Source organism: Arthrobacter terricola (genome assembly GCF_004354015.1).
Lineage (GTDB): Bacteria > Actinomycetota > Actinomycetes > Actinomycetales > Micrococcaceae > Arthrobacter > Arthrobacter terricola.
The window spans coordinates 22,798-37,584 of record NZ_SMRU01000019.1; the positions used below are offsets into that span (position 1 = coordinate 22,798).

Annotated in this window: 10 protein-coding genes and 1 pseudogene; 4 read left to right on the forward strand and 7 right to left on the reverse strand. The window is 65.2% G+C overall.

Annotation, left to right across the window (positions count from 1 at the left end):
* The first annotated feature begins 79 nt into the window (after nt 1-79).
* Nucleotides 80-1,758, forward strand: a pseudogene (gene ptsP, locus E1809_RS15955) (phosphoenolpyruvate--protein phosphotransferase).
* Nucleotides 1,759-1,809: 51 nt separating this feature from the next.
* Nucleotides 1,810-2,088, forward strand: a complete 279-nt coding sequence (locus E1809_RS15960) for an HPr family phosphocarrier protein (protein ID WP_133205228.1) — start codon at nt 1,810-1,812, stop codon at nt 2,086-2,088.
* A 240-nt stretch (nt 2,089-2,328) separates the two neighbouring features.
* Here the strand turns inward: E1809_RS15960 and E1809_RS15965 are convergent, their stop codons facing one another.
* The 7 genes from E1809_RS15965 to E1809_RS15995 form a co-directional block, all read right to left on the reverse strand.
* The gene (locus E1809_RS15965) at nt 2,329-3,729 is read right to left on the reverse strand and encodes an MFS transporter (RefSeq protein WP_205754214.1); all 1,401 of its coding nucleotides are present in this window, start codon (nt 3,727-3,729) and stop codon (nt 2,329-2,331) included.
* A 336-nt stretch (nt 3,730-4,065) separates the two neighbouring features.
* Nucleotides 4,066-4,914: an HAD family hydrolase gene (locus tag E1809_RS15970; RefSeq protein WP_133205230.1), complete on the reverse strand. Its 849-nt coding sequence runs from the start codon at nt 4,912-4,914 to the stop codon at nt 4,066-4,068.
* A 210-nt stretch (nt 4,915-5,124) separates the two neighbouring features.
* Nucleotides 5,125-6,324, reverse strand: a complete 1,200-nt coding sequence (locus E1809_RS15975; RefSeq protein ID WP_133205231.1) for an FAD-dependent monooxygenase — start codon at nt 6,322-6,324, stop codon at nt 5,125-5,127.
* A 249-nt stretch (nt 6,325-6,573) separates the two neighbouring features.
* The gene (locus tag E1809_RS15980; RefSeq protein WP_165962346.1) at nt 6,574-7,278 is read right to left on the reverse strand and encodes a phosphatase PAP2 family protein; all 705 of its coding nucleotides are present in this window, start codon (nt 7,276-7,278) and stop codon (nt 6,574-6,576) included.
* A 257-nt stretch (nt 7,279-7,535) separates the two neighbouring features.
* Nucleotides 7,536-8,294: an SDR family NAD(P)-dependent oxidoreductase gene (locus E1809_RS15985; protein ID WP_133205233.1), complete on the reverse strand. Its 759-nt coding sequence runs from the start codon at nt 8,292-8,294 to the stop codon at nt 7,536-7,538.
* Between the two features lie 1,097 nt (nt 8,295-9,391).
* The gene (katG, locus tag E1809_RS15990) at nt 9,392-11,590 is read right to left on the reverse strand and encodes a catalase/peroxidase HPI (protein ID WP_133205234.1); all 2,199 of its coding nucleotides are present in this window, start codon (nt 11,588-11,590) and stop codon (nt 9,392-9,394) included.
* An 86-nt stretch (nt 11,591-11,676) separates the two neighbouring features.
* Nucleotides 11,677-12,156 carry a Fur family transcriptional regulator gene (locus tag E1809_RS15995; protein ID WP_133205235.1) on the reverse strand — a complete coding sequence of 160 codons (480 nt, stop codon included), beginning with the start codon at nt 12,154-12,156 and terminating at the stop codon, nt 11,677-11,679.
* A 786-nt stretch (nt 12,157-12,942) separates the two neighbouring features.
* Between E1809_RS15995 and E1809_RS16000 the strand changes: the two genes are divergently transcribed.
* Nucleotides 12,943-13,389, forward strand: coding sequence for a hypothetical protein (locus E1809_RS16000; RefSeq protein ID WP_133205236.1), 447 nt, complete (start codon nt 12,943-12,945; stop codon nt 13,387-13,389).
* 64 nt (nt 13,390-13,453) lie between these two features.
* Complete coding sequence (locus E1809_RS16005) at nt 13,454-14,551, forward strand: D-TA family PLP-dependent enzyme (protein ID WP_133205237.1); 1,098 nt, start codon at nt 13,454-13,456, stop codon at nt 14,549-14,551.
* Nucleotides 14,552-14,787 lie beyond the last annotated feature (236 nt).

The following is a 14,787-nucleotide window of genomic DNA, read 5'->3' on the forward strand; positions in this document are numbered from 1 at the left end:
GATGCCCCCGGGCGCGGTTGAACCGAATAAATGAAAGAGATTTTCGATGGAAGCAATAGCGCTGAAATTAGCAGGAGCCATGGGTTTCCAGGGAGTTGGAGTCAATCCCGGGCGTGTTATCGCCACTGTCAGACACATGCCGGAGCCACTCACGGAGCCGGCTGCGGGTGAAGTCCTGGCGGCCGGGATTGACCCGGAGGAGGCCATCGCGGGTCTGAAGTCCGCGGCCCTGGCCGTTCACGACGAACTCAAGGACCGCGCCTCCCGTGCCCGGGAGGACGGCAAAGCAGTTCTGGAGGCCACGGCCCTGATGGCCAAGGACACGATGCTCCTGAAAGCCGCGGGCAAGCTGATCACCGCGGGCATGGGTGTAGAGCGTGCAGTGTGGGAGGCCGCCGAGGGTGTCGCCGCGCAATTCAAGGCGCTGGGCGGGTATATGGCCGAACGCGCCACAGACATGTTGGACGTTCGGGCCCGCATCGTCGCTCAGATGCGCGGCGTTCCCGCGCCGGGCATCCCGTCCTCGGACACCCCGTTCATCCTGATGGCCGAAGATCTGGCCCCCGCTGACACGGCCACCCTGGACACGAACGTGGTGCTGGCCCTGGCCACTTCCGGCGGCGGCCCCCAGTCGCATACGGCCATCATCGCCCGCTCCCTTGGCCTGCCCGCGGTCGTTGCGGCAGCGGGCATCGAGGCCATCGCGGACGGCGTGGAGGTCTACGTAGACGGCGCGGCCGGCGTCGTTCTCGCAGAACCTGGTGACGCCGAGCGGGAGGCCGCAGCCAAGTGGGCGGCGGGCGCCGCGACGCTGGCGTCCTTCAATGGGTCGGGCACGACGGCGGACGGCCACCAGGTGCCTCTGCTTGCCAACGTGGGCGGCGCCAAGGACGCTGAAGCGGCCGCCGCACGGGGCGCCCAGGGTGTGGGCTTGTTCCGTACCGAGTTCTGCTTCCTGGACCGGGACACCGAACCGACCGTCGCCGAGCAGGCTGAGGCTTACCGTGCTGTGTTCGCCGCATTCCCGGGCAAGAAGGTGGTTGTCCGCACCCTGGACGCGGGTGCGGACAAACCGCTTCCGTTCTTGACCGATTCCACCGAGCCGAACCCCGCTCTGGGCGTGCGTGGCTACCGTACCGCCTGGACCAACCCGGGTGTCCTCGAGCGGCAGCTCTCCGCGATCGCACTGGCAGCCGTAGAGACCGAGGCCGAGGTCTGGGTCATGGCCCCCATGATCGCCACCCGCTCCGAAGCGGCGCACTTCGCCGGGCTGTGCGCCGCGGCGGGCCTGAAGGTCCCCGGCGTCATGGTGGAGGTGCCCTCCGCAGCGCTCACTGCCGGCAGCGTCGTGCAAGAGGTGGAGTCGCCTCCCTCGGCACCAATGACCTGACCCAGTACGGGATGGCCGCGGACCGCATGCTCGGCCCGCTGGCCGGGCTAAACGACCCTTGGCAGCCAGCCGTGCTGCGCCTGGTCCAGCTCACCGTCCACGGCGCGAAGTCAGCCGGTGACAAGGCCGTGGGCGTCTGTGGCGAGTCCGCCGCGGACCCTGCACTCGCCGTCGTCCTGGCAGGTCTGGGCGTGAACACGCTCTCCATGACCGCACGTTCGCTGGCAGCGGTGGGAACGGTCCTGAACTCCGTGACCCTGGCCGAGGCGCAGGAGCTGGCAGCGTTGGCGGTGGGAGCCGCCACCGCCGCCGAAAGCCGCGATTCCGTTCGCGCCCGCCTGCCTATTCTGGCTGAACTCGGCCTGTAGAAGCACCCTGGATTACACCCGACCCTCGATCCATGTCCTGAAGGAGAACCCATGCCAGAACTCAAAGCCGTTGTCGCCAGCCGCTCCGGCCTACACGCCCGTCCCGCCGCAATCTTCGCCGAAGCCGCCGCTCAACTGGAAGCCGAGGTCACCACCGCCCTGGACGGCGCCCCCGAAGACGAGGCCATGAACGCCTCGAGTATCCTGGCCCTCATGACCTTGGGCGCCGGCAACGGCGACACCGTGGTGCTGCGGGCCGAAGGGGCGGGGGCTGAGGAGGCCCTGGACAAGCTCGCCGCCCTGATCGAAACCGACCTGGACGCCGTCTGATACTTCCAGGGGCACGCAATGCCGAACGTTGCAGGATTTGGTGACCCGTCGGCTCCGATCGAGATGCCGTCGGGAGACTCCCCGGTGAGGACAGAACGCCCTGTCCTACCTGGCCGGGAACGTTGTGTCCTCGGCCATAGTTGGAACCGCCATACCTTCATATGGGGCTCTACCGCGCGACCGGACGGTAACCCACGAATCCATTTGAACCGGGGGCTCCAGCTCGAAGCCGGGACCTACTCATCTGGTGTGGTGGTGTGTCCCGGGCCGGGGGATGAACAGGCAGGCCACCGCGGCGAGGACCAGGGCGGACGCGGCGATGGTGAAGCTTGCCTGCATGCCGGGGATGAAGCCTGCCGGTGAGGCGAGGAGGCCGCCGAAGACGGCGATGGCCACGGCGCCGCCGACTTGACGGAAGGTGTTGAACACGGCGCTGGCGGTGCCGGCCCGCTCCGCAGGGACGCTTGCCAGCACGACGGAGGTGATCGGGGGCATGGCGGTGGATCCGCCAAGGCCATTGAGGATGAGCAACGCTGCGACGAGCGGGGGCGAGCCGAGCGGTGCCGTGAGCAGCAGCGCCGTGAGCCCGGTGGCCATGGAGGTGAGCCCGAGGACTGCGGGAACGCGCGGCCCGAACCGGTTCGCGAGTCTGCCGCTGAGGATGTTGCCGGTGATGCTGAACGCCGAAGAAGGCAGGAACACCAGGCCGGCCAGGAGAGGGGGCAGGCCAAGGTGCTGCTGCAGGAAGAGGCTGATTGTGAAGACACTGCCGAAGTTCCCGACCATGAACGCGAAGCCTGCCGCCAGGGAGATCCGCATCCCGACGGCGGCGAACAAGCTCAGCGGCATCATCGGGTGTTTCACGCGGGCTTGGATCAGGAGGAATGCTGCGGTCGCTGCGGCGGCGACGGTCAGGGCGAGGAGCGGTCCGGGGCCGAATCCCCGGGACCCTCCGGTGATGAGCCCGTACATCAGCGCGGTCAGGGCTGTCAGTGACGCGGCCTGTCCGGCCCAGTCGAACGGTGTTGGCCGCACAGGAGACCTGGTGACCCTGGCAACCAGCACGAGCATCGCGACGCACGCGGGCAGGTTGATCCCGAAAACCAGACGCCAGTCCAGAGTTGTCAGCAGACCCCCGACGGAGGGACCCACGGCGCCGGCGATGGCGCCTCCTACGGCCCAGAACCCCAGTGCATGGGTGCGGCGGACCGGGTCCGGAAAGGCCTCGCGGATCAGTGCCATCGAGGCCGGCAGCATGATGGCCGCACCGGCGCCTTGGAAGACCCTGGCAGCGATAAGGATACCAAGGGTGGGTGCTGCCGCGCATGCGAGCGAGGACAGGAGGAAGAGCGCGATTCCCCATGCGAGTGCGCGTTTGGCGCCGATCCGGTCTGACAGGTTCCCGGCAAAGAGCAGCAGCGACGCAAAGGTCAACGTGTACGCGTCGATGATCCACTGCTGCCCGGACGTGTCGCCACCGAGCTCGCGCCTGATGCTGGTCAGGGAGACGTTCACGATCGTGATGTCCAGCGTGATCAGGAAGAAGCCAAGAGCGCACAGCAACAGTGTGGTCCGTGCACCTCCTCGGTCCGGAAGGCCAGGCGTGACCGGCCGGATCAGGGTGGGGTCAGGCTGGGGCACAGTTTTTCCTCTCGGGACGTCGGGGCAGGCGATGAACGTGGCCAGAGCGATGCCCACCATTTGGTAAGGGCATTCCGTGGCCGGTTGTAACAGTTTCCACCCTTCAGGAAGAGCCAAGAGAGTTCCTGACAATACCCCCCTTGCCCAGTACCTCCCTGGTGCCGGATTGGTACGCGTGCCCGCCAACGCCACACGAGAGAGAGTGCCCGGACGGGATTGGTGACCAACCAACCGGATTTCAACGGTGGGTAACCGGGTTGTCGGAGGCAGCAACCCTTCTGGCCAAGCTTTGTGAGATGTCTTGAGTCGCTGGCCCTACAGAGGTGACGGGGCTGATCAGATGATCCCAAGCCCGGCGAACGCGGCGACGAGGCCTTCCTCCCGTGGGCCCGGAGTCGTGCGGTCCGCGACTGCGACAAGCTCGGGGAGGGATCCTTCGATGGCGATGCCGACGCCTGCGAAAGCGATCATTTCCAGGTCGTTGGCACCGTCGCCGATGGCCACGGTGTTCTCGCGCGCAATCCCGAGATGAGCCATGACGGCCGCGATCCCGTCCGCTTTGCTGATCCCGCGCTGGTACAGTTCCCCTGCGTGGCGGCCCTCGTCGGCCACGGAATTGGCCACCACCGCGATCTCGCCGCCGATCTCCCCGGCCAGGGATGGCATGGGTATAGGGGAGTCAAAGACGGAGACCTTGGCGAACCGGGCAGCGCCCCGGTCCCGGGTACTGCGGACGGCGTTGAGGATGTCCGAGGCCCCGACCGGACCTCCTGGCGCCTTGCTGAAATGGACGTCAAGGATGGTGCGCAGACGGTCAAATGCAGCCGGCGGTGCGTGCGATTCGTCCTGCGCCTCGAGGATATAGACGGCATCGTGCGCGTCGAGGACCCTGATCGTTCTCGCCGCCAGATCAGGGTGAAAGCGCCGGTCCACCAGCACGGTTCCAGCCACCTGGACATAGGCGCCGACACTGGCCACGACGCCGTCGAAACCCGCCGCCTGGATGCTTGGCGGCAACATCGACACCGGACGACCGGTGCACAGCAGGACCCGGTGACCTGCCCTGCGCGCCGCCTGCACGGCCTTCACATGGCCCGTGGGGACGACACCGTAGTCCGCGTAGGTACCGTCCACGTCCAGGAAAACTGCACGAACATTATTCGATGTCTCCGGTGTTGAGCTCATGATCCCGGATCATAGCCGCCGGAATCAGGCAGACCAAAGCTCCCGCAACGGGCTGGCTGGCCGCGCCCCGAATGCTTAGCGTCTCAAGACGGCTTGGCCAAAAGGCACCATCAACATAGGGCCGCCTGAGGATCAGCGAGGATCAAAATCTTCGGCAGGTCACCAGCCGGAATCGGACGTAGCGCCATCGCGTGAGCGGCCTCGGGGCGGCTACGAGTAGTCCTTGAGTTTCATTGAATCGGCCAAGCGCAGACCTTGGTTGCTGAACCGGGCGGCGGCCCGGGCCAGTGGCGCGGGAAGGCGGGAGATCAGCCGGGTGCCATGGACCAGCGCCCAGACTTGTGCCTGGTTTGCCGGGACAAGGATCCGCGCCGTGTGCCGGGCCAGCGAGCGGCTGCCTTGCACGTAGGCGAGCATTTCGCGTTCGGCGGCCGCGAAAGCACGGATATAGTCGTTGCTGGCTTGGGTGAGTTCGCCGGCAAGGACGTAGGCTCCGACGATGGCGAGGCTGGTGCTTCCGCCCACGACCGCTCCGGGGCAGTACCCCGCGTCCCCGACGAGCGTAACCCGTCCGCGGGACCAGGTGTCCAAGGATAGTTGGGTGATGGCGTCGAAGTAGAAAGCCTCGGTGTTTTGCAGTTCTTCCAGCCAGCGGTCGACCTGGCTGTCCAGGCCGGTGAAGGCTGCCCGGAGCAGGTTCTTTTGGGCGGGAACATCGTGCCGGTCGTATGCTGCCGGACTTTCTGTGCGGAACAGGAACAGGGCCCTCGCATCGGACAGGTGCCTGGCGCTGTAGGTGGCCGCGAGCCGGCCGACGTCCAGGTAGGCCAGGATGCGGCGGTCGAGCCCGAGCACCTTGGGCAGGGAGAAGACAGCCAGATTGGCGCCGAGGAACGAGCTAAATTGCTCTTCCGCGCCGAACACGAGTCGTCGCACGTTCGAATGCAGGCCGTCGGCGCCGATGATCGCATCGAATGTGCGGGGCGGGGCATGGTCGAAGCTGACCTCGCCGGTATCGGGGGAGAGAGCGGTGATCGTGTCTCCGAAAAGGTATTCGACGTCGTTGCCGGTGGCGGCTGTCAGGATCGCGCTCAGGTCATCGCGCATGATCTCGACATGATGCTCTGAGATGGCATGGATGAACCTTTCGATGTCCGCCTTGAGTGGCCGCTTCAACCCCGGTGCGAAGAAGATGCCGCTGGTGGTTCCCGTATCCCTGGCCAGGACCTCGGATAAGACGCCCATCCGGTCCAGAATGTTCAGCGCCGGTGTGAACAGGTCGACCGCGTGTCCGCCGGTCGTGCGGGGCCCGGACGCGCGCTCGATCACCGTCACTGAGTGGCCGGCACGACAGAGCCAGTAGGCCGCCGTCGGGCCCGCGATACTCGCGCCCGAGATCAGGACACGCACCGGACGTACACCCCTCGGCCGTGCGGCCGCGGGGTATCGCGGTCCGCCCGTTCTAACGCTTCCACCGCAGCTATCCACGCCTGCGCGGCACGGAACCGGCGACTGTCCTCGATCATTGACTGCGCCATGGGACCACCTCACTCAAAGCATAAACGGGACCACACTGACGTACCCGGATGGTCTTTCCGTCCACGCCCCGGCACCCTCAGAATGCTCTCCAGCGGCGACCCCGCCTGAGGAGCCCCGCGCCTACCCGGCCCGGCGGCCGGCCGCGCCGAAGCGCGCCAGCACAAGGTCCGCAACGATCAGGCGGGCCGTGGGCGCCATCGCCAATGACCACAGGATCGAGGCGAGTACATCGGTGGGGTAGTGCAGTCCGTTGGTCATCACCGCCAGCCCGACGATGACCGTTGCCACCGCACCAATGATTGCAGTGAGGCGGACCCACCGGGTGCCGCGCAGCAGGAAGCAGAGCGTGAGGGTCAGGGCGACCACGAAGGCGGTGTGGCCGCTGGGAAAGGAAGCGTCGGTCTGCAACGGCGTGTACGGGTGGGTCAGTGCCCCCAGTTCGGGCCGTGGGCGGTCCACAACGACCTTCAAAACCACCGACGGCAGCCAGGTGACCGCGATGGTGGCACCGAAAGCGACCGCCGTCCGGAAGGCGCGCGAGACCGCCCACACCACACCGGCGAGTACCGCGGTAAGCACGACGGCGGGAACGGGACTAAGAAGCTTGTAGACACCGTCCGTGACTGCAGCCCACGCCCCGGTGTGCAGGCGGTTCAACGCGCTCACCACGGGCAAGTCCGCAGGATGGGCCTTCATGATCATCCCGAGCACCAGCAGGACCACACCGGTCACGACCGACAGCAGAACCGTTGTATAGGGGAATCGTGCCGGCCGGAAGATTCCCGTGTCCGTGGTGGGCGCCGCCGTCGTCCTGTTCTCCGTCATCGGGTATCTGTCGCCTTTCGAAAAAGTTCTGTCTGCCATGCCGGGAACCGCAAGCGGTTCCCGGCCTCAAGGATGACGGGCCGCACCCGAAGGACCGGCCAGGGAGGAGGCTCCCGCCCACCCCAGGGTCCACGTCGGCTGGACTCCGCCGGCAAACCCTGCCCCGACAGAGTACCGCGGACAGCACAGTGTCCGACGAACGAGGGCCGGGTCTTGGCTTTGAACCGGCGTGTCAGTTCCTATTCGGAATCCTTTTCCTACCAAGGAACGCGCGTGCCGTCCCATGACCAGAAGGCCCCGGTGGGGCCGTCGTCGGGGAGGAGCGCGAGGCGGACGGCTCCCGTGGCGGCCTCGGCCGGGTCGCCGCCCACCGACATACCCGCAATGAGATTGGTGCGGCGCAGACCCGGTGCCAAGGCGTTCACCTTGATCTCCTCACCGAGGGCCTGAGCCGTCAGCAAGGTGACGGCGTTGACCGCGGTTTTCGAGCCCCGATAAGCCAAGCCACCACCTTTTACCCGTTCCCAGTCGAACTGCGGGTTCGGTCCGCTGTTCCAGGTGAGTGACCCGGTGCCGCTGGACACGTTGACGACGCGTGGGTGCGCCGACCTCCGCAATGCGGGAAGGAACCCCTGAGTGACGGAAATGAGGCCGAAGACGTTTGTCTCGAACGCGACCCGCAACTGCTCAAGAGTGGTGCCGTTGATGTCTTCGCCGCCGGGGTTTACTCCGGCGTTGTTGACCAGGATGTCCAGCTCGCCGATCTGCTGCACCGCCGCGGCGATCGACGGCGGATCCGTGACGTCGAGTTGCACGACCCGCACAGCGGAGCAAAGTTCTTTCGCGGCCAGCTGCCCCTTGCCGAAGTCGCGTACCCCGATCCACACGGTCACGCCGCGGTCGAGCAATTGCCTCGCCGTCTCGAATCCGATGCCGCTGTTGCCCCCGGTCACCAGCGCGACCGTGCCCGGCTCGGGTGAACCAATCTCAGCGGGAAGGCGGTCAGTATTTGTCATGATGCCCCTATCCAGCTCCAACGATGTGGTTAGAACGCTACCCCACGTCCGTTTATCACCCGGACTATTCAATTCCTGGTGGGCAACCCCGGAAGAGCACTGTCCCCAACGGAATCCCAACAGCGCCTGCACCGGTACGATCGTCCAGAGCGTAATCACGACGATGCCGACCGGCACACCTGGATCGGCTGCACCGGGGGAGAGTTCTCGCTGCGGCTTCCGTGCCCTCCTCTGCGACTGACCCGCGTGCGGGATCCAACCTGGCGATGGTCGCGGCCAAAAGAACTCTTGCGTGATTTGTGATCACATATCTACAATAATAGTGAAGGATTTAGAGAGGAACCCGTCCACGAATCAGGTGAGCATCATGAAGAAGCTGAATGCCACAAGGAGCAACGGCAGCCCGGCGCAACACTACCAAGCCCCGAAAACCTCCTCAGGCGACCGCCGTCGTTGGACAGGATGCCGTGGCGGGGCGTTTTCATTGGACTGCCCGTTTTGTTGGGCGCCGGATTCCGGTGGCGTGCATACCAGCGAAAGCGGTCTGGCGGAACGCTCGCCCATGTCATCAGGCTGGTGATCGCGAAGTCTCTCATCGTCGGCAGCCGTCGCCTGCGACGGCTATGGATTCCTGCCACTCCATCGACACTGCAGAATTCAAAACGGCCCGCCCCCCGGGCCCTCGCCAAGGAGACCAGCATGGAGACCGCCATCCCGACAAAGCAGCCCGTGCGCACAAGCGACGACGTGACGTGTGACGACACCGAGGTGTGTTTCTACTGCACGGGACCTGAGACGGACTAAAAAGGTCTCCTCTCATGGATGCCGCTCTAAGGTACGGGCGGCGTGCCCCAAAAAACCCGCAAGCCAAGGACGCCTGACCAGTCTTCGTTCCAAGGCGACCTGACGATTCGTCGCGGGTGAGTATGCGGAGTACGCCGCAGGCTCGCTCGACCCTGTGGCCAGGCAAGCCGCGGCGCCACCCGCGAACCGCCGGCTTAGTGATGCTGGCTGCCCCCGGCGGCCGCCATCCCCTGGGATGACGGCCGCTGGGGTACACGGGCACTCCGCGCGGCTGCCGGAGCGCCCCCGCCAGCCTAGTTCTTCAGTTCAAAGCGGTCGTTGTCCATGACCTTAGCCCAGGCCTTTGCGAAGTCGGTCACGAACTTCTCCTTCGCGTCGTCGGAGGCGTAGACCTCGGCGATGGCGCGGAGTTCGGAGTTCGAACCGAAGACCAGGTCCGCGCGGCTGCCGGTCCAGCGGCCGTCCGTGGTGGTGTAGGTCTTCTCTTCGGCGTCCGGGGTCCACTCAAGGCCGAGCTCGAGCAGGTTGGCGAAGAAGTCGTTGCTGAGCGCGCCCGGGCGGTCGGTGAAGACGCCCAGCTGCGAGCCGTCCCAGTTGTTGCCTAGGACGCGGAGGCCGCCGACGAGGACGGTCAGTTCCGGGGCGGAGAGGTTCAAGAGGTTAGCGCGGTCGATCAGGAGGTACTCGCTAGGCAGCTTCAGGAAACCGCTGTCGTAGTTGCGGAAGCCGTCGGCCACCGGCTCGAGCCAGGCGAACTGCTCGATGCTGGTCTGCTCCTGGGTGGCGTCCACGCGGCCCGGGGTGAACGGGACGGTGATGTCGTGGCCAGCGGCCAGTGCGGCCTGCTCAACGCCCACGCCACCGGCGAGGACAACGACGTCGGCAAAGGAGACCTTGACCGCGGAGCTGGCGTTGAACGAGTCAACGATCTCCTCGAGTGCGGCGATCACCGGCTGGAGCTTCTCCGGCTGGTTCACGGACCAGCTGGCCTGCGGCTCCAAGCGGATGCGTCCGCCGTTGGCGCCGCCGCGCTTGTCCGAACCGCGGAAGGAAGCCGCGGCTTTCCAGGCGGTGGACACGAGGTCCTCGACTGAGAGGCCGGAGGCCGAGATCTTCTCCTTGAGCACGGCAATCTCGGCTGCGCCGATGGTCTGCTCCGGCGCGGCGGGCAGCGGGTCCTGCCAGATCAGGTCTTCCGCGGGCACTTCCTTGCCGAGATACCGGACCTTCGGGCCCATGTCGCGGTGGGTGAGCTTGAACCATGCTCGCCCGAAGGCGTCTTCGAGTGAGCTGAGGTCGTCCTTAAACCGACGAGAGATCGGCTCATACACGGGGTCGAAGCGCAAGGCCAGGTCACTCGTGAGCATGCGCGGTTCGCGGGTACCGGAACCTGCGTGGGCTTCGGGAACCAGGCCCGCTCCGCCGTTGTCCTTCGGGCGCCACTGCTTGGCACCGGCCGGGGACTCCATGAGCTCCCACTCGTAGGCGAAGAGGATGTGCAGGAACTCGTTGTCCCAGCGCGTCGGGTGGTAGGTCCACGTGACCTCAAGGCCGGACGTGAGGGTGTCGCCACCCATGCCGGTACCGTGACCATTCTTCCAGCCAAGGCCCTGGGCCTCCAGGGGGGCGGCTTCCGGGTCCGGACCGAGCTGGTCGTCGGGGTGCGCGCCGTGCGTCTTGCCGAAAGTGTGGCCTCCGACGATCAAGGCCACTGTCTCCTCGTCGTTCATGCCCATGCGGCGGAAGGTTTCTCGGATGTCGCGGGCCGAGGACAGCGGGTCCGGGTTGCCGTTGGGGCCCTCAGGGTTGACGTAGATCAGGCCCATCTGGACCGCGGCCAGCGGGGCCTCGAGTTCACGGTCGCCGGTGTAGCGCTCGTCGTCGAGCCAGACCTTCTCCGGACCCCAGTACACGTCGTCGTCCGCTTCCCACACGTCCGGGCGGCCGCCGGCGAAGCCGAACGTCTCGAAGCCCATGGTCTCCAGAGCCACGTTGCCCGCGAGGATCAGCAGGTCCGCCCAGGAAATGGACTGGCCGTACTTCTTCTTGACCGGCCACAGCAGGCGGCGAGCCTTGTCGAGGCCGCCGTTGTCCGGCCACGAATTGAGCGGCGCGAAGCGCTGCTGGCCGGCGCCGGCGCCTCCGCGGCCATCGTGGGAGCGGTACGTACCGGCGGAGTGCCAGGCCAAGCGGATCATGAACGGGCCGTAGTGGCCGAAGTCGGCCGGCCACCAGTCCTTGGAATCCTCCATGACCTGTGCCACGTCCGCCTTGAGCGCGTCCAGGTCCAGCGCCTTGAACGCCTCGGCATAGTCAAAGTCCGAGCCCAGCGGGTTCGCCACCACTGGGTTCTTCGCCAGGATCTTCAGGTTGAGCTTGTTGGGCCACCATTCGCTGTTGGCGATGCCCTGCGTAGGGTGCACACGGCCGCCATGGGCGACAGGGCACTTGGAAATGGCGCTCTCAGACTGGGAAATGGTGCTCTCAGACACGGTTTTCCTTCCGGGTTGGTGTTGTGTTTGCAGAGGTGAAGTGTGTCAGTGGGGAACTGTCGAGTGTCGTTCGCCGTGCACGCAGCTTAGGTATCCGGCTGGTGCTCCGGAGCCGTAGCCTCGAGGCAGTCCTGGCAGATCCCCTGGTAGAGGACGTCTGCGATCTTGATGGTCATGGTCTCTTGGGAGTCATTCCAGGCCGGCTCCAGGCAGGGTGCGTGCCCGACGGCGCAATCCACATCTTCGATGCGACCGCACCCTGTGCAGACGGCGTGGTGATGATTGTCCTTGACCCGGGTCTCGTACAGCGCGGGTGACTGTGGTGGCTCGAAACGCCGCAGCATACCCAACTCAGTCAAATCCCCGAGCACGACGTAGACCGCCTGCGCGGAAATGGCCGGGAGTTCCTGCCGGGCTGCCTCAAGGACGGCTTCCGCCGTGGAGTGCGGCCGGGTCTCGACGGCGGTCAGCACGGCCAGGCGCTGCTTCGTCACGCGTCGGCCGCCGGCACGGAGCTGCTCTGACCATGAAGGTCGCTTCCCGGGGAGGGCCGTGAACTGGGACATGTCTTTATTCAACCACTTATTCTGAGCTATTCATAATAACTCGGGAAAAGTCCGGATGACCCCGACACACAAACGCGTAAGGCGGTCGGTGCTGGTTAGCCGGCTGCGGGATGGCGCCATGGAGGTTCATGGGGATCGGGGAAGACGGGGCCTCTGCACGGCGGCCCGTTCGCGTACCGCAGGGCGCTTCCCGGATTTTTGCGTGGAAAGGTCGTGAGGGTGGTCCTGGCGGGGCAGAACGGTGGCATCCATCATGTGGACACCCGGCACGCCCGGTCCGGAATTCATCACAGGCCGGATCCTTCACCGGCGGGTCAGGGTCTTCGTGCCTTTTTGGCCCGCTCATGACTCCCACACGGCGCTTCGTGCCCTGTCGCGTGTGCCGGGTGCCGCCTAGGCTTGATGCCATGACCCGCGGCCTCGTGGCCGGCTCGTCAGTGGTGTTCTGGTCTTCGCTTCGTGCCTGCTGCCTAGCTGAATCGCCGGTCGTGAACAACCCACGCACGGGTTTTATGCTTGGCTCGGGGCAGAGCCAGCGAGACTTTCAAGGAACTTCCCGTTGGGACCACTGACAACGGGGGAGAAGTGTCAAATAGTGCCACGGGCCGCAGTCGGTCAACGGTTTTGGGCGCGGGCCGGAAAGCCCTCAGAATCATTAGGGAATTCGGGACCCGAAATCCTCCCAAGCCAACACATCGGGTAATCACAGGACCGCTGGCTTACGCCGTTGGTGCGTTCGCTGCAGTCGCAGCGTTGTCGCTGCCAGCTTTGGTCCTTACGGTTACCGTGTCCGGCTTTGAGGGCATCGAATCATTTATCGGTTGGGGTCTGGCCAAATTCACCATCATCGCGATGGTCTCTATCCCGGCATTGCCGCTTTCCGTTGCCGCCGCACTGCTCCTCAGACCCGTCAGATCGCAGCTCGTTCACGTATTGGTGTTCGGACTGGCGGGTTTTGCCGCTTGCACGCCTCTGATAATGGCGGCTCTATTCGGCGAGCCCACGCAGCCCGGCGTCGGCATTCAGCTTCTGACTATCTGCGCTTTTACGGTCACTTGCGCCATGGGTGGCCGTCTGCTCATATGGCCGCTAGTGAGAACCCTTGATGCCGCAACCAGCCGGCTGGACCGCGCTCAAGTGGAAAACCTCAGCGGCTACATGCTGAGCACCGACGCTGGATCACAAAGCCAAGCAAAGAAGCCTGGCACGGTCTGCGATTCCACCAAGAATTGATACGGCCTGTTTGATACACCACTTAGACTTCTGGGGTGCCCGGCCTAAAGAAAGAGAACCAGCGATGACGATCCCCGAAAAAGTCGACACCCCGGAGATCCTGATCGACAGGGACGTACTCCAGCAGAACATTAACCGCATGGCTGCCGCCGTCCACGCCAAAGGGCTGAAGCTTCGACCGCATGTGAAAACCCATAAGATACCCGAAATTGCGCAACTGCAGCTGGCGGCCGGGGCAGTGGGTATAACGGTGGCTACTTTGGGTGAAGCTGAGGTCTTCGCAGACCAAGGAGTCACCGACATCTTCATCGCTTATCCCCTTTGGGTCGGCCCCCGGCAGGCCGAACGGCTGCGCCGGCTCGCTGCCACGACGAAGATCGCAGTGGGACTGGATTCACCGGAAGCAGCCGAAGCCATGGCAGCATCACTAGGCGAATCAGCCGGTGATTTCGATGTGCTCCTGGAAATCGACAGCGGGCATCACCGCAGCGGAATCGCACCCGCAGCAGTCGTTGGCGTGGCGCAGGCCGCAGAGCGCGCCGGCCTTCGCGTCAGGGGAGTGTTTACCTTCCCCGGACACAGCTACGCCCCGGGTATGCCCTTGAAAGCAGCTCAAGAGGAGCAACTGGCCCTCGGGCAGGCCTCGGACCTTCTCGCCCAGGCAGGATTTGAGATCATCCAGCGCAGCGGAGGATCAACCCCCACAGCCACCCTCACCGGCGATTCAGTTGCCACCGAGGTCCGTCCCGGCGTTTACGTCTTTGGTGACGCCCAGCAACTGGAACTGGAACGGTGCGCGGCTGAGGACATTGCACTCACTGTTGCAGCGACCGTCGTCAGCCGGCATGAGGGCGACGACGTCATACCGCGGCGGGTCATCCTGGACTCAGGCAGCAAAATCCTTGGCGGAGACCGACCTGCCTGGACCACCGGTTTCGGGCGCCTGCTCGACTACCCGGACGCGCGGATTACGGCGCTCTCGGAACATCATGCCACCGTGGTCTGGCCCGAGGAGGCCGGGTTGCCGGCTCTTGGAGACCGGTTGCGGGTGATACCGAACCACGTGTGCGTGGCGGTAAATCTTGTTGATGACGTCACAGTCATCAGCGGCGGGCAGATCGTGGACCGCTGGCGGGTAGCCGCACGCGGAAAGAACAAATAGCGACACACCCCGCTGGCCCGCTCCGGCTGCCAGCAGTCGCCGGATGTGGGAGCACGAGCCTAATCCCGGGCGGATTGAGACCTATCGGAAGGTTATGTCTGGCCTGCCCCGATTCTTCCTCCCCGGCAAGCTCACCTTGTCCTCTCGCGCGCCGGATCTGGCAAAACAGTGACCATGTTGATTGCCACCGTAAACAATCAGGGCGCTTCCTAACTGGAGTTCTCGCTACCTGTACG